This window comes from Mesorhizobium sp. LNHC232B00, assembly GCF_000502435.1.
Classification (GTDB): domain Bacteria; phylum Pseudomonadota; class Alphaproteobacteria; order Rhizobiales; family Rhizobiaceae; genus Mesorhizobium; species Mesorhizobium opportunistum.
Window position 1 is genome coordinate 127,089 of record NZ_AYWP01000019.1, and the last position, 17,481, is coordinate 144,569.

Below are 17,481 nucleotides of genomic sequence, written 5' to 3' on the forward strand. Positions count from 1 at the left end.
CACTTCGCAGTCAAATCGTTCACAATCAAAGAGGTGCCTTTGGCATGTACTCACCCGGCTTCGAGGAGGACGATCATTTACGGTCTGCCTTCATTCGGCACCTCACCTTGCAACAGCTCAATGAATGCTCCTTGCCTAGGATCAGCGAAGCGACAGATGGTGCGGCGATCCCCCGAATCTTGGTGCAATACTGGCACGATCCGAACGATATACCGGGCGACGTGCGAGAATGCCTCGACAGTTGGAACCCCTTGCAAAAGGAGGAGGGCTTCGAGCTTCGAATCTTTCATGACGCGTCAGCCGCTGCATACATCAGTGATGTATACGGGATGCCCGAGCGTGCGGCGTTCGAGCGATGTCGGCATCCGGCGATGCGCAGCGACTATTTGCGGATGTGCGTCATGTTCGCCGAGGGTGGCCTGTATGTCGATGCTGACGACGTGCTGGTGGGCAACGGCTGGAAGCAATTTCTTCTCGATAGCAAGTTAAAGCTGCTGCCGCTTTGCTACGACATTCCGACCGGCAAAATGATTGCGGCGGCACAGATATGGCGACACGATCTGCCCACCGCCGATCGCATATTTTACGTAAACAACAATCCCATTATAGCGCCACCCAGGCACCCCCTTTTACGACGCGCTCTCGCCCGCGCAACGGAGAGACTGCTGGGCAGAGGCCCGCAACCGGAAATCCAGTCTACGACCGGCCCCGGTAACCTTACGGCCAGCCTCGCAGCACATGCACATGAGTTGCAGGGCGTCGGCACCGACCTGGATTTTGAACTGATCCGGGACTGGAGCGCGGTCGCGGAAACGCGCTGGGACCTTTCCTATCGAAACGATGCCCGCAATTGGCGGAAAATGGACGTCTGCTGAGACTGGTATTTCAGGAAGTTTGGCTCAATGAACCTTCTAGAAGCTTCGAGTTCTGTACGCGCATTCACCTTCCGTATATCTCGCGCGGCGCTAAGTGCCATCCCCGGCCCTCGGATCTTAGCGTTCGGTCGGGGCAAAGGCAGGATTGAGTCTATCCTGGTGATAAACCTGGACAGGCAGCCAAACAGATGGAGACGCGTTTGCCGGGAACTCGGTCGTTTCCGAACACACAATGGCGCTTCGCTGAAATCAATAGCCTGTCGGCTTGCGGCGATAGATGCTCGCGATGGCAGGGCAGTGGCCGCGACCGCCGATGTCGACACAACATACCGCATGGGCGATCAGTTGTTCGTCCAACCCGACGCGCGGCTCCAGGAGTGTTTCGGGCTCGATGAGCCGATCAGGATGACGCGGCAGGAAGTCGCCGTCGCCAGATCGCACATCGAGGCATGGAAGGCCATTGCGAACGGATCTGATGGGCACGTCCTAGTGCTGGAGGACGACATTTGGTTCCGACGCGGCGCTGCCGCCGCTATCGACCGAGGGTGGCGCGCAGCACTGGAGCGCTGCGGGAAAGATCGCGGACCGTAACTGCTCTACCTATCGTATCGGGACGCGGGAGGCACCGCAGAACGAATCGACGCGTGCGAAGCGCTGTTTCGCCCCGTACGCGGTCTCTGGTTTCTTTCGGGCTACGTGCTGTCGCGCGATGGGGCCGCAGCGCTTTTACGATCGATGCCGGTGGTGGGACCGGCCGATCTCTGGATCAACCATCGGCTCTCCGAGCTCGTGGCACTTGCCTTGGCATCACCAGCGATCCTCCAGAGGGAGGACGGGCCGTCGGACAATTCCTACTCGGTGTTGCCCTATCTCGCGCGGGCGGGAATTGTTGATTCCGGATCAGGCGCAATGCGGCCGGGCCAGGCGCCGTCTGACCGGGTGTTGGCCTGGAGCGCCCGCCGTCAACAGGAAAGCCTGGCCATGGCACTGTCGATGCTGGGACTGCGTGTGAGAGCCTTCGACGGCGACGAGAAGCCAATCGATGCCAACCAGCTTTCGACACTCGGACTCATCTTCGACGCTCTCGTCGATGCCCCGCTGACGCCCGAGGCCCTGTCTGCGGCGATCAAACAAAGTGGGACGAAATTCATTGTCGAGCCGAACGCCGCGTTCCGGACAGCCCTTGAGCTGAAGGAACTGCGACCTTCCCGATTGACGGTGCTAGACGAGCGCCAAGATGGCCGGACCTGGACGCCGCTCTGCGCGACTTTAGGTCTGACCGAACCAATACACGCCTTCCCGATTGGCCCACCCCATACCTGGAGGATGTTCCGCGACGACCGATCGAATGGCTCGCCTAACGCGATTGCGAGAACCTCTATCGAGAAGTCCCTACTCGATGACTCTCCTTGGGTTTTGCCCCCACAGGCCATATGGGAGCGTGGGCGGGTGTCGAACCGGAATATGTCTTCGCCGGGGACGACCGTCTTGGCAGCCAGCATGAACAGCCCGAGCCCTTGGCTAAAAACTCTCGTAGAGACTTTTCCAGGCAATCTGGCTTCGTTCGCCACGGGGGGGCTCCGGTACGGGCCCGATAGCGTCCAGCTCACCCTGTCAAAGGCGATCAACGGGGTCAGGCCATTTCATTCTGGCGCTTTCGCGTCAACGCGCCCCTTCGGTCACGGGCGTTTCGAGGCTGAAATCAAGGCCGCCCCGGGATCGGGCCTCGTGACCGGTTTCTTTCTTCATCGAGAGTCTCCGCGACAAGAAATCGACGTCGAGCTTTCCGGAAACGACCCGCAGAGCATGCTGGTCAATGTTTACTTCAACCCTGGTGATGAAGGGAGTGCGATGGGTTTCGGTTACCGAGGGTCTCCGTGCCGTATCGAACTAGGCTTCGACGCGAGTGAAGATTTCCATACCTATGCGATTGAATGGCGACCCAACGTTATCATTTGGTCGGTAGATGGCCACGTTGTCCACGAGCGAGTCAGCTGGGACCCAACACCGATTCCGCACCTCCTGATGCACTTGCACGGTAACCTATGGGCGCCTCGCTCTGAAGAATTGGCAGGTCCGCTCAACGAGGCCTTTTTGCCCGCAACGGCCCACTTCAGGAACGTTTCGGTATGCATGTAAACGCAGCTGCCGGTGCCCGCGTTTCACGCGGGGAATCCGTTGAGGTGAAAATTCCCCCTTTGCTATGTTCGAGAGGAGGCTACGAGCAAAAAGCTGCTCAAACACGCACGTGCCGCAGCCAAAATATGCGGCCATGCTAATTATGAACTTACGGCAGGTTTCAGGATCAGCAGATTCGATCCGGAGCGGCTTAGTTGAGGCGCATTGTCGCCTGACAGCTCTCGGGCCGTAACCCGTCTGTCAGCTATTAGCACGCGTTGAACCAACGGCCGCCATTAGGCGTGGGGGCATCCGCGCGTCGTCAAATGGGCAAATCGCCGAAAGTTTCGGCCAACTTGTGAATCGTGTGCATCGCCACAAGCCGCGGTTCCAGGTCGAAGCAAAAATGTGTAGATGCAAAACATGAACGGCCGCAGATATTTTGGCAACCCATTACATGGCTGGACTAGGCGCTGACGAAGCCGGGAGTGGCTCGTCATCTCCATTGAACCAGAAGCGATAATTCCCGAGCCCGGCAGTGGCGCCCGACGGCGCCCCGACCGTGCCCTCATAGGGTCCGCCCGAACAACGTCAGGATCAGGGGTCGCCGATCCGAGCCTGCTGGTTGACTGGATTATTCAGGAAAAGCTAATGAAGCAGCGATTGAGCGCGATGGATNGTCGCCGATCCGAGCCTGCTGGTTGACTGGATTATTCAGGAAAAGCTAATGAAGCAGCGATTGAGCGCGATGGATCTCGCGCCTGCTTCTTGGATTTCGACATGATTTTGTCGCGATCGCAATTCCTGGTGAGGCGGCTGGGAACGCCCGAGTAATTTTCGCCGCGAATTCGCCGATCATTGAAGAGCAGTACTGACAGCATGGCAGCACAGCCGTTTTTACCGTTCCGGGGGGAGAAAACGAAGTCGCCGATGATCCAGGACAAAGCCACGGTTGGCGTCATAGTCCCTATGTTCAATGCCGAGCGAACCATTCGCTCCACCCTGACCAGCATCTGCCAGCAGACCTACCAGGCATTGGACATTATCGTGGTGGACGATGGTTCGACGGACGAGTCCCCATCAATTGTAGCCTCCTACGCCGAGAAAGATCGACGTATACGCCTCATAGGGCAGTCGAATGGCGGCGTTGCGCACGCTCGCAACCGCGGCGNCCTACCAGGCATTGGACATTATCGTGGTGGACGATGGTTCGACGGACGAGTCCCCATCAATTGTAGCCTCCTATGCCGAGAAAGATCGACGTATACGCCTCATAGGGCAGTCGAATGGCGGCGTTGCGCACGCTCGCAACCGCGGCGCGGCTTCCACGGACGCGGAGTTTCTGGCGTTTGTCGACGCAGATGATCTTTGGGCTCCCTCGAAAATCGCACTGCAATTGCGCGCCTTGCGGGAAGGTGGCTCCTCGGCGGGCTTGGCATATTGCTGGTTTGCGCATATCGACCAGGATGGCCGGGTATTCTCGCTGCGCCATCAGCCTGACGCCGAAGGTCACGTTCTCCAGCGCATGTGCAGACAAAACCTGGTCGGCAACGGAAGTTCGATGCTCTTACGTCGCTCCGCATTCGAGCGGGTGGGACAATTCGATCCGTCCTTGCGAGCCAGGAACGCACAAGGCTGCGAGGATCTTCTAATGTGCCTAAGGATAGCGGAAAATTACGAATTTCGCCTCGTGCCTCAGTACCTTGTCGGTTACCGGATGACGAACGTCAATATGTCGAGCGATGTCATGCAAATGCTTCGTTCCTGCGAAATCGTCCTTGCCGAATTTCGTGAAAAATATNGTGCCTAAGGATAGCGGAAAATTACGAATTTCGCCTCGTGCCTCAGTACCTTGTCGGTTACCGGATGACGAACGACAATATGTCGAGCGATGTCATGCAAATGCTTCGTTCCTGCGAAATCGTCCTTGCCGAATTTCGTGAAAAATATCCGTCATTCGCGAGCGATTTCGACGCCCATTTCTTCGACATGATTCATTGGCTTGCTACACGAGCTTTGATTGAGGGACGATTTTTCGCAGCCGGCGAGCTGCTGAGGAGGTTCTTTGTGATGGAACCGGGCGTTGCGATCTCTCGCATGCCCAATATGCTCGAAGAGTATTGCAGGGCCCGACTGGTTCCTCAATGGCTCAAGATATGCGTGAGACGAATGCGGAACGACAAGAACGAATTTCGGCCCCTCTATGGCGAAATGAGCTGGTGAAGATGTCCGTCACGCCGAATCGGCGCGCAAATTTGTTGAAACCAGAACTGCACAAGCTGTTTGGCCCGGATGGCTGCTCAGGTATCCGGCACGTGGATTTAGACACTGAAGCTGCTCCCAAGGATTGCGATTCTGGCATGATCGTGCTGTGGCGCGGCGGGTTTCCAGTCGGGCATCTGCTTAGAGGGAGCGACGGTGAATGCCGCGCCGCCCCAATCGCGGCCTCGCCTGACCGAAGACCAGCTCCACCGTTTCCGGACCTACCGAACGCCAGCGTGATCATATGCACACGCGACAGGCCGGATGAGTTGCGGCGTTGCCTCTCCTCGCTTCCACAGCAAAGCGTCCCGCCGGCAGAAGTCATCGTGGTCGACAACGCATCGACAGGCAGCGAAACGCGCGAGGTAGCACTCGCTGCCGGCGCAATATACGTCCGCGAGGATCGACCTGGCTTGGATATTGCCCGCAATCGGGGCGCTAAGCGCGCATCCTCGGAAATCATCGCCTACACCGACGACGACGTCTTGCTTCATCCGCAATGGCTTGAGCAGCTGATCACGGCATTCGACAGACCTTCGATCGGCGCAGTGACGGGCCTTGTACTGCCCGCCGAAATTGCCACCGAAGCCCAGCGTTATTTCGAGACGTTCTGGAGCTTCGGGCAAGGCTACAGGCCTCAATTTTTCCGCGCGGCCGACTTTGCTGCCAGCAAGCACGACGTGTTCCCGGCCTGGAAAATCGGCGCCGGTGCCAGCATGGCCTTTCGACGCGAGGTGTTTGACCGCGCGGGATTGTTTGACGAACGCCTCGACGTCGGCCAGGCTGGATGTTCAGGCGACTCCGAATATTGGTATCGGTTGCTCGCCAACGGATATGACTGCCTTTACCAGCCAACCTCCGTCGCGTTCCATTTCCACAGGCGGACGATGGACGGTCTGGCTAAGCAAATCTACTTCTACATGCGCGGTCACTCGGCCGCATTGCTCGTCCAGCATGAACGAACTGGCGTCAAGGCGAATTTAAAACAGGCTTTCAAATGGAAGCCGCTTTGGTACCTCGGCAGAGTTCGCAGAAGGCTGCTTGGACGCAGGATTCCCGAAGATCGGTTCCTTTGGCATGAAATCGCCGGCTATGCTTCAGGAATCCTGTTCTACCTCCGAACCAAGCGCGGGTAGGGAGAAGNACAGGCTTTCAAATGGAAGCCGCTTTGGTACCTCGGCAGAGTTCGCAGAAGGCTGCTTGGACGCAGGATTCCCGAGGATCGGTTCCTTTGGCATGAAATCGCCGGCTATGCTTCAGGAATCCTGTTCTACCTCCGAACCAAGCGCGGGTAGGGAGACGTGGCGGACAATCCCTTGGTTTCAATCGTGGTGCCCGCGCGCAACGCGCAACTGACGCTCGCACAAGCACTCGACTGTCTCCTCGGTCAGGACATTGCCGATTGGGAGGCGATTGTCGTCAATGACGGCTCGAGTGATGGCACCGCCGAAATTATCGCCGGTCACGTTGGGCGCGATGCCCGATTTCGGACGCTGAACTCTTCGGCACATAGCGCCGCCGGCGCGCGCAATAAGGGGATTTCGTCAGCGCGGGGACGCTGGCTAATGTTCCTGGATGCCGACGATTGGGTGGACGCCAGCTTTCTCGCGAAAATGCTGACCGCACTGGAAGCCGAGCCCGGTTCTGTGGCTGCGTATTGCGGTTCTCGGCGAGTGATGCCCGATGGCGAACTCACCCCACCGAGCATCGCCCCGGAGGTTGCGATCCAACCATTCGAGACATTCGCGCGACGTTGTGCCATCCGTACTCACGCGCTGCTGATTGACCGGGCGACAGTCGTCGAGTTAGGCGGCTTCGATGTGTCGCTGCGCACGTGTGAGGACTGGGATTTGTGGCAGCGCGTCGCACGTCTCGGAAACCGTTGGGTGATGGTTGACAAGCCGCTGGCCTTCTATCGAGCCAGCCCCAACTCGCTCACGCGCAATTCGACGCAGATGCTGGCGGACGCCGAAATCGTGATCGCCCGAGGCTTTTCTGCCGACCCCCGGGTGAAACGCCCGGCGTCCGCGCACGCCAACGGAGCGAATTCGGCGGACGGGCGCGCCGCTTCCGAAGCACTCGCGTGGTTCGCGTTGTGGAACGCCGCATCGGATTGCGGCAACGGCGGCGGCCCAATCCACCCCCACATCCTACGCGCTCTCCCGGCCAGATATGAATGGGCGCCGGAGATCGCCAAGGTGGTCTTCGACGGCTTGATGGTAGGAAGTCTGTCGACGCCGCAGCAATTGGCTGCCAGATGGGACAGGTTCGGCGGCCCCCTCACCGATTTGGTCGATCAACTCAGCTATATCTGGAGCGATCCGGTTGCGGGTCGTCGCGTGCAATATCATCTCGAGCAAATGCTTCTCGACTTCGACGACCTTGCCGCTCCTCGCAGGCTGGCGCGGACACTTGGGATTCGCGTCGATGCTCGAAATCCGACCTCGACCAAACTGCCGGAAGGGATCGATCAAATCTATGCCTACCTAATGGTGGATAGCCAGATCGCGGCCCTGGTTCAGTTCGGTGCACTCGGGACAGTGACAAAGCGACACTGGATTGAATTGATCCTAGATGTCATGCCTCCTCAAGAGCTCACACGCGACCTCTCCGGGTTTAAGCGCATGGCATTCCGTTTGTGGAAGGGTGCCGCGCGGGTTGCGAGCCGATCGCCTGTGCCGACCCTGCAACGGGGCGCCGGGGCCGACAAAACAAACGTGCTCACGGCACAGACGTTGCTGCGAATGGCCGGACGCCGGTCTGATCGGGACAGTCACTACGGCAGACTTGCACAGTTGACAACGGCAGCGCAACGGCTGGCGCGGCCAAACACCGAAGCGGCAGAACCTTCCGCACCGCCGCGTCCTGCACAGGTTGAGGGAAGGCGCGACGGTGATCGCGCGTCATTCTGGGATCACTTTTTCATGACTGCGGATCCTTGGAACTACGGTTCGCCCTATGAGCAAGAAAAATATGAGCGGCAGCTCGAAATTCTGCCGGCCGGTCCGATAGGACGGGCACTTGAGCTGGCGTGCGCGGAGGGCCATTTCACGCGGCAACTGGCGCCCCGAGTGGGCCATTTGACTGCAACGGACATCTCCGCCGTTGCCATCGCGCGAGCGCGCGCACGATGCAGGGACCAGCTGAATGTCGAATTCAGGGTACTGGATTTGAGCGCGGATACCCTGCCAGGTGAGATGGATCTGATCGTCTGCTCGGAAGTGCTCTATTACCTGGATGATCTGGACGCGTTGCGGCGCTTCGCCACAAAACTCGTCGACGCGTTGGCGCCCGGCGGCAGTTTCATCAGCGCGCACGCATTCGTGCTTGGTGATAATATGGAACGGACAGGCTTCGATTGGGATAACAAATTCGGTGCGCAAGTAATCTCGCAGACGCTGGCAGCGACCGAAGGCCTCGTCCTTGAGCGATCGATCCAGACGGAACTCTATCGCATCGACCGGTTCCGCCGTTTGTCCCCGGAAGAGCTGGCGGCGGAACCGACGGTCGATCATGTCTCGATCCTGGCGCCCGTCGAAATCGAGGTCGCGCGAAACGTCGTCTGGGGTGGGGCGCGGGCGCGGCGCAGCTATGTGGCGCGCAACGAGCGGCGGCAGCGCATCCCCGTTCTGATGTATCACAGCGTCTGCGATGATGGTCCGGCCGCTCTTGCCCGCTATCGCTTCACGCCCGCCGCGTTCGACAGCCAGATGGCATGGCTGCGCGCTAATGGCTTTCACGCGATCGTGTCGGAACAGCTGGGATGGTTTATCGCCAACCGTCACCCTTTCGTGGGCCGCCCGGTGCTCATAACGTTCGATGACGGCTTTCAGAACTTTGCAGACCATGCCTGGCCAACCCTGCGCGCGAACGACTTTACCGCGGAAGTGTTCCTTGTGACGGACCTAGTGGGTGAAAACGCGCTGTGGGATGCAGACAGCGGTCCGCCGACACCGCTCATGGACGCCTGGACGGTGGGGCGCCTTGCAGCCGAAGGTGCATTCTTCGGAAGCCATCTGGCGACGCATCGCGCAATCGACGGTCTTTCGAGCTCCGAGCTGGCCGCCGAGCTGCTGCGCTCGCGCATGTTCATCGAGCGCTGGACTGGGCGGCCAACGACGGCGTTCGCGGCGCCCTTCTCTGTCACCGACCGACGGCTTGGCCGGCTGGCGAAGGAATGCGGCTATCGAATCGGGTTCGGCGCCAGATCTGGGCCGGCGGATCTCGATTGCGATCTGATCGACCTTCCCCGCATCGAGATGCGCGGGGATCGTTCGCTCGATGACTTTGTTGCCATGCTAGAGGCCGTGCTCGAATGAACGGCGAACTCGTCAGTGTCATTATCCCCGCTCACAACGCGCAAGATACAATCGAGGAGACGCTCCGCAGCGTTCGCTCGCAGACTCACCGCGCGCTCGAGATTATTGTCGTCGACGATGGTTCGCGCGACCAGACTGTCACCATAGCCCGACGTCACACGGAGACCGATCCGCGTGTCCGGCTGATCGAGCAGGAAAATGCCGGCGTGGCCGCTGCACGCAACACGGGTTGGCAAGCGGCGCGATCCGATCTGATTGCGTTCGTCGATGCCGACGATCTCTGGGCGCCGACCAAGATAGAACGGCAACTGGCCGCGTTCGATCGAGCGGACGAGAAAGTGGGGCTTGTCTACTGCTGGTATCTGGTCATCGATGCGCAGGGAGCGGTAATGGATGATCGGCATCGGCCAAACTGGCGGGGCGATGTGCTTGAGCGCCTTTTCCACGGCAATTTCGTTGGCAACGGCAGCGCCGCCTTGGTACATCGGCAGGCGCTGATCGACGCCAACGGTTTCGAAGGCGGACTGCGTGAGGCCGGCGCGCAAGGTTGTGAAGATATCCTCTTCTACTGTCGCGTCGCCGAAAGATACCACTTCGAAGTCGTCGAAGAGCCGCTGGTGGGATATCGCTATCTGCCGGGAAATATGTCGAGCAACATGACTCGCATGCTGCGGTCCTGGATACTGGTGGTGGACGAGATGCTCGGCCGCCATCCGGAAGCGGCATCTAAGCTGCGTGAGGGCCTGCATTTCTATTCGGCGTGGCTCCTGGAGCGGACCTTGCGCCAGAGGCACCCGCGCTATGTGCTCCCGATCCTGTCACTGCTGCTTCGCCGTCATCCCGTGATCGCCATTCGGATAATCGCCGTGGATTTGCCCTGGATCGGGGCGCATTTGGCCAAGCGCGCCGCGACAAAGCTGGTGCGCGGTCGCCCGCCTGTCCGACCGCAGGCGATCGTACGCTTCCCGACCGGGGAACTGAAATGAGCGATGCGAACGGCGCCATTCGCCGCGGTGCGGTCCGCGCTTCGTTGCGCGATCTTTCGCACCTGCTTCGCATCGTCGGCAAGCCGCGGTGGGCGACGCCCGCGCTGCTTGCGCTTGGCTTTCTGTCATCCCTGGCCGAGACGCTCGGCATCACCCTGATCCTGCTGTTCCTCTATTTGGTGTCCGACCGGATCACAGAAACTGGAAATGGCCTTCAGGGCCGAGCGCTGGGTCTGGCAATCTCCTGGTTCGGTAGTCCTACCCGGCTCGCCTTCGCGATCCTCCTGCTCATTCTCGCGCGTGGAGCATTGGCGCTGCTATATTCGTTGATAAGTTCCAGCATCGGCGAACGAATCAGCGAACGGGTGCGCAACCTCGTCCACGAACAATATCTCAGGGTCGCCTTCGGACACATCCAACGGCACGAACAATCGCAGCTCATGGAGGTGCTCGGGACCGAGTCGTGGCTCGTGGCGCAAGCCTATGGTGCGGTGACCCGACTCATCATCAACAGCTGCTCTATCTTCGTGTTCGCCGTCTTTCTCTTCACGATCTCCTGGAAGATCCTGGTGATCGCTGCCATTGGCTCAATCGCGATTTCGGCGATCTTGCGCATCTTTTCGCGACCTGCGCGGGATCTAGGCCGTCAGGTGAAGAAGATCCATCAATCGCTCGGCGAACACATGCTTATGACGCTCCAGGCGTTGCGCACCATCCGGGCCTATGGACAGGAGGCGCTTCATCAGCGCCGCTTCGTGCAATCGTCGGCGGCCGCGCGCAAGGCATCGCTGTCCATGATTCGCCTTTCGTCTTGGATCGGCCCAACAACCGAGATCGGCTATCTGGGAATGTTGGGGGCTATCGTCCTGGTCTCCGGGTGGTGGCACATCAGCTTCGAGGTGACGCTGGCCGCCGTCGCGCTGCTTTATCGGCTGCAGCCGCATACGCAGGAGTTCGAGAGCAATCTGCTATTTCTGGCGCAGTTGCAGCCGCAACTGCGCTCAGTCCTGGAGATGGTCCAGTCCGAGGACAAGGAATATCCATCGCGGGGGACCATCGCGCTCGAAAATTTGAACGCGAGTATCGTCTTCGAGCACGTAAGCTTTGGATATGATCAAAATACGCCGGTCCTGACTGACCTGTCGTTCGAAATTCCAGCCGGAGAAACCACCGCGCTGATCGGCGCAAGTGGCGCTGGCAAGACGACGATCGTGAACCTCCTCCTACGGCTGTACGAACCGACCTCCGGCGACATCAAGATTGACGGCACCCGGCTCCAAGACATCAGGCGGGACGACTGGTTGTCCAAGATCGCAGTAACGGGTCAGGACGTCGACCTCGTCGAGGGCACGGTGACAGACAATATCCGGATGGCCAGAGCCGATGCGGCCGAAGAAGAGATCATTGTCGCTGCCCGCAGTGCCGGCGTCGCGTCATTCGTCGAGGACCTTCCTGAGCAATACGATACCTGGATCGGGCAAGAGGGGCTGCGATTTTCCGGCGGACAGCGACAGCGCATTGGCCTGGCACGCGCTGTATTGCGCAATCCGGACTTCCTGATCCTGGATGAGGCCACGAACGCGCTCGATACCGCGCTCGAGGACCAGGTGCGGCGCGCGATTGACAGGCAGCTTGGCAAAAGGACAACTTTGCTGATCACGCACCGCGTAGAAACGGCGCGTGATGCGGCCAATGTCATTTGGATAGAGAACGGCAGGGTCAACAGCCAAGGACCTGCCTCCCTCGTTGTTCCTCAATACCAACGTCGCCAGCACGAAATCGTGCGTGACTCTGATGCTGAGGATAAAGGACGCTGACGCTGCTCTACTTCGTCAGTCGGCCCTAACGCTGAAAACGTGATTAATCTAGCCCCACCACCGACTCGGTCCGGCGCGGGCAGCGAACTGAAAGCTTTCGGGCGGCGCGGTAGGTGCTCTCTCGACGCCGGTAGGACAGGCGGCGGGGTGGCGGGCCCGTCACAATTGCCTGCGGTACCAGGCCAGCGCCGTCTCGACGATCCTGTCTATTCCGGATTGCTCAGGCGCCCAGCCGAGTTCCCGGTGCGCCTTGCCGGCCGCGGCTACGAGCGCTGGAGGGTCACCTGCCCTGCGCGGACCGTAAACCACAGGAAGGCGCGATCCCGATGCCCGGCTCACCGCATCGGCCAGTTCCTTCACCGACGTTCCAGTTCCAGTCCCGAGATTGTAGACGTGGACACCCTTGTCGCGAAGCAGTTTCTCCCCCGCCAGCACGTGAGCACGCGCGAGATCGGTGACATGGACATAGTCGCGTACTGCGGTCCCGTCGCGGGTATCGAAGTCGATGCCGTTGACGGTAAAAATCCGGTCCCGCCTGACCGCCGCCTCGATTGCGAGCGGTATGACATGTGTTTCCGGTTCATGCCGCTCACCGACCTCGCCATCGGCATCGCATCCAGCCGCGTTGAAATACCGGAGCACGACCGCGTCGAGGCCATGAGCATACGAAAGATTATCCACCATCCGTTCTATGATGAATTTCGACCATCCATACGGGTTGATGGGCGACTGCGGATGTGTTTCGTCAATCGGAGAGTGAACCGGAACGCCATAAGACGCGCACGTGCTGGAAAAGATCAGCTTTCTGACGTCGGCCTTCAACATTTCCTCAAGCAAGACCAGCGATCCGAAACTGTTGTTTCGATAATAGAGTCCCGGGTGCTCGACAGACTCGCCCACATAGGCATAGGCGGCGAAGTGCGCCACCACATCAGGCCGATATTGTCGTAGAGTCGCCGACACGGCCTCGGCGTCGGAAATGTCGCCCTCGACAATCGGGCCCCATTTGACCGCGTCGCGCCAACCGCGCGACAGATTGTCATACGTGATGACCGACCAGCCCGATTCGGCGAATGCCTTGCAACAGTGTGATCCGATATAGCCGGCCCCGCCGGTGACCAGGACGGTCTTCATTCGGCAGCGGCGGGTCGTAGATACCCCGACGAAACCAAGCCTTCGAAATAGGCAATGGTCTTGACNTCGGTCAGGACATTGCCGATTGGGAGGCGATTGTCGTCAATGACGGCTCGAGTGATGGCACCGCCGAAATTATCCGATATAGCCGGGCCCCGCCGGTGACCAGGACGGTCTTCATTCGGCAGCGGCGGGTCGTAGATACCCCGACGAAACCAAGCCTTCGAAATAGGCAATGGTCTTGACAAGGCCGTCTCGCAACGGGGTTCTTGGCTCCCAATTGAGCTCACGCAAGGCAGTTCCGATATCGGGCTGTCGCTGCCTTGGGTCGTCGATGGGCAAAGGCAAAAAAATGATCCTCGACCGGCTTCCGGTAAGTTCGATCACAAGATTGGCGAGCTCGAGCATCGTGAATTCGACTGGATTGCCCAGATTGATCGGACCGGTAACGCCGTCATCCGTTTGCATCATGCGAACCAGACCGTCGATGAGGTCGTCGACATAGCAAAATGACCGTGTCTGCTGGCCGGTGCCGTACACTGTTATCGGCTCATTCTGCAGGGCCTGCACGATGAAGTTGGAGATGACGCGGCCGTCGTCAGGACGCATCCTCGGGCCATATGTATTGAAGATGCGCGCTACCTTGATCCGCAGCTTGTGCTGTCGCCAATAGTCGAAAAACAGGGTTTCGGCACATCGCNTCATTCTGCAGGGCCTGCACGATGAAGTTGGAGATGACGCGGCCGTCGTCAGGACGCATCCTCGGGCCATATGTGTTGAAGATGCGCGCTACCTTGATCCGCAGCTTGTGCTGTCGCCAATAGTCGAAAAACAGGGTTTCGGCACATCGCTTGCCTTCGTCGTAGCAAGCACGCGGTCCTATTGGGTTTACCCTGCCCCAATAATCCTCGGTCTGCGGGTGAATTTCAGGGTCGCCGTAAACTTCCGACGTGGACGCCTGAAGGATCTTGGCGCGAACCCGCTTGGCGAGCCCCAGCATGTTGATCGCGCCGTGAACGCTGGTTTTGGTCGTCTGGACCGGATCGAACTGATAGTGAATGGGGCTCGCGGGGCAGGCAAGATTGTAAATTTCATCAACTTCCACGTAGAGCGGAAACGTCACGTCGTGGCGGATGATCTCGAAGGATCTGTTGTCGAGTAAACTCGAGACGTTTTTTCGGCTTCCGGTGAAGAAATTGTCGACGCATGCAACCTCGTGGCCTTCTCCAAGCAATCGTTCGCACAAGAACGATCCCANGGTCTGCGGGTGAATTTCAGGGTCGCCGTAAACTTCCGACGTGGACGCCTGAAGGATCTTGGCGCGAACCCGCTTTGCGAGCCCCAGCATGTTGATCGCGCCGTGAACGCTGGTTTTGGTCGTCTGGACCGGATCGAACTGATAGTGAATGGGGCTCGCTGGGCAGGCAAGATTGTAAATTTCATCAACTTCCACATAGAGCGGAAACGTCACATCGTGGCGGATGATCTCGAAGGATCTGTTGTCGAGTAAACTTGAGACGTTTTTTCGGTTTCCGGTGAAGAAATTGTCGACGCATGCAACCTCGTGGCCTTCTCCAAGCAATCGTTCGCACAAGAACGATCCCAGAAAACCCGCGCCTCCGGTCACCAGGATTCGTTTTGCCTGCTGCATTTTCGAGGCCTCCAAGAGACANCGATCCCAGAAAACCCGCGCCTCCGGTCACCAGGATTCGTTTTGCCTGCTGCATTTTCGAGGCCTCCAAGAGACAATTTAGCCAAACCTAATATGTTGTCAGATTAGGCCGATTGGCCAGTAACCTGCTTTCAATTTTCATTACCGACAAGACATTGTTGTCAAAACGCGTCCTCCCCGGTACCGAACAAGGTTGGATCCCGGTTCCTCTCTTAGCTGTAGGACGAACCTCCAGGCCAAAGATGAGCTGTCCACGGCTATCGGCGATTCCGCGAGTGACAGAGAATGGCAGGCGCCCTTCGGTGCACTACACCGGGCGAGTAGACTTGCGGGCAAGCGTAGTGATGCGCTCCCGGATTGGCATTGCAGCAATGGGGGCAAAACGGACCATGCGGCCAACGAATGACCTCCAAATGCTGGCGGCCCCCCCTCGGCGTCGTGGTAAATTGGGCTGGTCATGGTCGAACATTGCGAGATAACTAGAGGCCATTACGATCGACAAGCAACTGGTCTTGCACACCCACCTGCGGGGCGGTGCGTTGCCCGCGCTGACATCCACTCGATTCTTGCTGAAATTCCGGCTAGCTTGCGCGACAGATGACTCAGTTCTGGTCGGTGAACCACAATCAGACGGCCCATCAACAGATTGTTGGGCAGCACCCTTGGTCCCCCAAGACCGAGGACAACGGCGCGCGAAATGAGTTCCACAACAACAATGAACGGTGGGACGATTGGCTACACGGGCTGGAAAGCGGAACTCACCCGCACCGCTCCGACCCAATGGTTTTCGGAGACACCGAAACTTTTTGGAATCAAGAGGGATGATTTCTGCCGATCTTTTGGATACCACGTTCCCCTTCGATCCCTCCCAAAACGACGATCAGGAGTCTCGGCCCCCGCAAGGCGATATTCGCCAATCCATCAAGTTTCCGACTCAGACGATCGGAATGCCTGTCTGGCAGGCATTCCACCGAAGTAAAATATATTGAAAATGGCGACCTTATTTCTCAAAGCTACGGTGGTTTCGAAGCCGGCGCGTCGCTCACGGTCCTTAAGGCGAGAATTCTAAGAGACGTTCAACAATGACCCAGCACGCAGAAAACGCTCGAATTCTCATGTACAGCCACGACACGTTCGGGCTTGGCCACTTGCAGCGCTGCCGGACTATCGCGCATTCGCTCGTCGAGGATTTCCGCGGACTTCAGGTGCTTATCATTTCGGGTGCGACCATCGCTGGCGCCTTCGATTACCGCGCCCGAGTCGACTTCGTGAAGATCCCCAGCGTCATCAAGTTACGCAACGGCGAATACACCTCCCTGGAAAAGGATATCGATCTGCATGAGACGCTGAGGCTGCGCCAGTCGATCATCCGCCACACAGCCGAGACCTTCCGGCCGGATATCTTCATCGTCGACAAGGAACCGCTCGGCCTGCGCGGTGAGATCGAGGATACCCTTTCCTATCTCAAGACGCGTGGAACAACGCTGGTGCTTGGCCTGCGCGAGGTCATGGATGCGCCGCACCTGCTCGAAGCAGAGTGGGCGCGCAGGGATGTGATGCGCAAGATTGGCCTGTTCTACGACAAGGTCTGGGTCTACGGCCCGCCGGATTTCTACGATCCGCTGACCGGCATGGATGTGCCGCCGGCTGTCAGGGCAAAGATGAGTTTTCTCGGTTTCCTGCAACGGAGCCTGCAGCGGAACGAGTTGCCCGGCCACCGGCCCGAGGGCGACTACATCCTGGTGACCACCGGTGGCGGCGGCGACGGTGCCGAATTGATTCACGACGTCCTCGACGCCTATCAGCAGGATCCGCAACTTCAGCACAGGGCGCTGATCGTGCTTGGGCCTTACATGCCGGCCCGCAAGCGCAACAAGCTGCTCAAGAAGGGGTCCAAGATCCCCTATATCAAGATGATCGAGTTCGACAACCGCATGGAAGACCTGATTGCCGGCGCCAAGGCGGTCGTGGCCATGGGCGGTTACAACACCTATTGCGAGATATTATCTTTCGACAAGCCTGCGCTGATCGTGCCGCGCATCGAGCCACGGCAGGAACAATTGATTCGCGCTCGGCGCGCATCCCAACTCGGCCTCATCGAGCTGCTTTTGCCGGAAGAAGCCAAGGACTCCCAGCGATTCGCCGATGCACTGGTGTCGCTGCCGGACCGGTCCCGCCCCTCACAAAGTAATCCGCATCTGACGCTGGAAGGGCTGCCTCATATTTCCGAGATTGTCGCGGAATTGCTCGACCGGCGGGCCGGCCACCACCTTTCGGTCGTTGAAGGAATCAACTGAC

The 17,481-nt window shown here is 58.9% G+C and carries 13 protein-coding genes and 2 pseudogenes; 11 read left to right on the forward strand and 4 right to left on the reverse strand.

Going from position 1 to position 17,481, the window contains the following annotated elements; translation table 11 throughout:
• Window positions 1-44: 44 nt before the first annotated feature.
• The 3 genes from X743_RS147600 to X743_RS1000000169925 all read left to right on the forward strand — a co-directional run bounded on the left by X743_RS147600 (window position 45) and on the right by X743_RS1000000169925 (window position 3,014).
• Window positions 45-875, forward strand: coding sequence for a glycosyltransferase (locus X743_RS147600; RefSeq protein ID WP_023767367.1), 831 nt, complete (start codon window positions 45-47; stop codon window positions 873-875).
• A 27-nt stretch (window positions 876-902) separates the two neighbouring features.
• On the forward strand, window positions 903-1,466 hold the full coding sequence (locus tag X743_RS1000000172910) for a glycosyltransferase family 25 protein (RefSeq protein WP_198028473.1): 564 nt from the start codon (window positions 903-905) through the stop codon (window positions 1,464-1,466).
• A gap of 105 nt (window positions 1,467-1,571) precedes the next feature.
• Window positions 1,572-3,014: a family 16 glycosylhydrolase gene (locus tag X743_RS1000000169925; RefSeq protein WP_198028474.1), complete on the forward strand. Its 1,443-nt coding sequence runs from the start codon at window positions 1,572-1,574 to the stop codon at window positions 3,012-3,014.
• A gap of 689 nt (window positions 3,015-3,703) precedes the next feature.
• On the opposite strand, the gene X743_RS1000000172915 is transcribed toward X743_RS1000000169925, so the two are convergent.
• Window positions 3,704-4,006, reverse strand: a complete 303-nt coding sequence (locus X743_RS1000000172915) for a hypothetical protein (protein WP_198028481.1) — start codon at window positions 4,004-4,006, stop codon at window positions 3,704-3,706.
• On the opposite strand from X743_RS1000000172915, the pseudogene X743_RS1000000173535 reads away from it, so the two are divergent.
• The 7 genes and pseudogenes from X743_RS1000000173535 to X743_RS147575 form a co-directional block, all read left to right on the forward strand.
• Window positions 3,963-4,082, forward strand: a pseudogene (locus X743_RS1000000173535) (glycosyltransferase); the annotation flags it as partial. The gene X743_RS1000000172915 and the pseudogene X743_RS1000000173535 sit on opposite strands and share 44 nt — an antisense overlap.
• A 49-nt stretch (window positions 4,083-4,131) precedes the next feature.
• The gene (locus X743_RS147595) at window positions 4,132-4,803 is read left to right on the forward strand and encodes a glycosyltransferase family A protein (protein ID WP_023767370.1); all 672 of its coding nucleotides are present in this window, start codon (window positions 4,132-4,134) and stop codon (window positions 4,801-4,803) included.
• A 56-nt stretch (window positions 4,804-4,859) separates the two neighbouring features.
• Complete coding sequence (locus X743_RS147590; protein WP_023767371.1) at window positions 4,860-5,216, forward strand: hypothetical protein; 357 nt, start codon at window positions 4,860-4,862, stop codon at window positions 5,214-5,216.
• A gap of 2 nt (window positions 5,217-5,218) precedes the next feature.
• The gene (locus X743_RS0136605) at window positions 5,219-6,391 is read left to right on the forward strand and encodes a glycosyltransferase (RefSeq protein WP_198028479.1); all 1,173 of its coding nucleotides are present in this window, start codon (window positions 5,219-5,221) and stop codon (window positions 6,389-6,391) included.
• 165 nt (window positions 6,392-6,556) lie between these two features.
• Window positions 6,557-9,574 (forward strand): trifunctional glycosyltransferase/class I SAM-dependent methyltransferase/polysaccharide deacetylase, encoded by a 3,018-nt coding sequence (locus tag X743_RS147585; RefSeq protein ID WP_031258055.1) that lies wholly within the window; start codon window positions 6,557-6,559, stop codon window positions 9,572-9,574.
• A complete protein-coding gene (locus tag X743_RS147580; protein WP_023767375.1) occupies window positions 9,571-10,560 on the forward strand; it encodes a glycosyltransferase family 2 protein in 990 nt (329 codons plus the stop codon). Before X743_RS147585 ends, X743_RS147580 begins: the two co-directional genes overlap by 4 nt.
• Window positions 10,557-12,377: an ABC transporter ATP-binding protein gene (locus X743_RS147575; RefSeq protein WP_023767376.1), complete on the forward strand. Its 1,821-nt coding sequence runs from the start codon at window positions 10,557-10,559 to the stop codon at window positions 12,375-12,377. The genes X743_RS147580 and X743_RS147575 overlap by 4 nt, the downstream gene beginning before the upstream one ends.
• A gap of 159 nt (window positions 12,378-12,536) precedes the next feature.
• On the opposite strand, the gene galE is transcribed toward X743_RS147575, so the two are convergent.
• The 3 genes and pseudogenes from galE to X743_RS1000000174140 form a co-directional block, all read right to left on the reverse strand.
• A complete protein-coding gene (gene galE, locus X743_RS147570; protein ID WP_023767377.1) occupies window positions 12,537-13,511 on the reverse strand; it encodes a UDP-glucose 4-epimerase GalE in 975 nt (324 codons plus the stop codon).
• Between the two features lie 177 nt (window positions 13,512-13,688).
• A pseudogene (locus X743_RS147565) lies at window positions 13,689-14,210 on the reverse strand (NAD-dependent epimerase/dehydratase family protein); the annotation flags it as partial.
• The gene (locus tag X743_RS1000000174140; RefSeq protein WP_023767379.1) at window positions 14,110-15,162 is read right to left on the reverse strand and encodes a GDP-mannose 4,6-dehydratase; all 1,053 of its coding nucleotides are present in this window, start codon (window positions 15,160-15,162) and stop codon (window positions 14,110-14,112) included. The gene X743_RS1000000174140 and the pseudogene X743_RS147565, both read right to left, overlap by 101 nt.
• Before the next feature lie 1,103 nt (window positions 15,163-16,265).
• Between X743_RS1000000174140 and X743_RS147555 the strand changes: the two genes are divergently transcribed.
• Window positions 16,266-17,480, forward strand: coding sequence for a glycosyltransferase family protein (locus X743_RS147555; protein WP_031258063.1), 1,215 nt, complete (start codon window positions 16,266-16,268; stop codon window positions 17,478-17,480).
• Window position 17,481: the final 1 nt, after the last annotated feature.

Excerpts from the sequence above, each read along its gene's own strand:
- X743_RS1000000172915 (WP_198028481.1), bottom strand. The coding sequence starts at position 4,006 with ATGCTGGTCAGGGTGGAGCGAATGGTTCGCTCGGCATTGAACATAGGG.
- X743_RS1000000172910 (WP_198028473.1), top strand. The coding sequence starts at position 903 with ATGAACCTTCTAGAAGCTTCGAGTTCTGTACGCGCATTCACCTTCCGT.
- galE (WP_023767377.1), bottom strand. The coding sequence starts at position 13,511 with ATGAAGACCGTCCTGGTCACCGGCGGGGCCGGCTATATCGGATCACAC.
- X743_RS147575 (WP_023767376.1), top strand. The coding sequence starts at position 10,557 with ATGAGCGATGCGAACGGCGCCATTCGCCGCGGTGCGGTCCGCGCTTCG.
- X743_RS147600 (WP_023767367.1), top strand. The coding sequence starts at position 45 with ATGTACTCACCCGGCTTCGAGGAGGACGATCATTTACGGTCTGCCTTC.
- X743_RS0136605 (WP_198028479.1), top strand. The coding sequence starts at position 5,219 with ATGTCCGTCACGCCGAATCGGCGCGCAAATTTGTTGAAACCAGAACTG.
- X743_RS147555 (WP_031258063.1), top strand. The coding sequence starts at position 16,266 with ATGACCCAGCACGCAGAAAACGCTCGAATTCTCATGTACAGCCACGAC.
- X743_RS147580 (WP_023767375.1), top strand. The coding sequence starts at position 9,571 with ATGAACGGCGAACTCGTCAGTGTCATTATCCCCGCTCACAACGCGCAA.
- X743_RS147590 (WP_023767371.1), top strand. The coding sequence starts at position 4,860 with ATGACGAACGACAATATGTCGAGCGATGTCATGCAAATGCTTCGTTCC.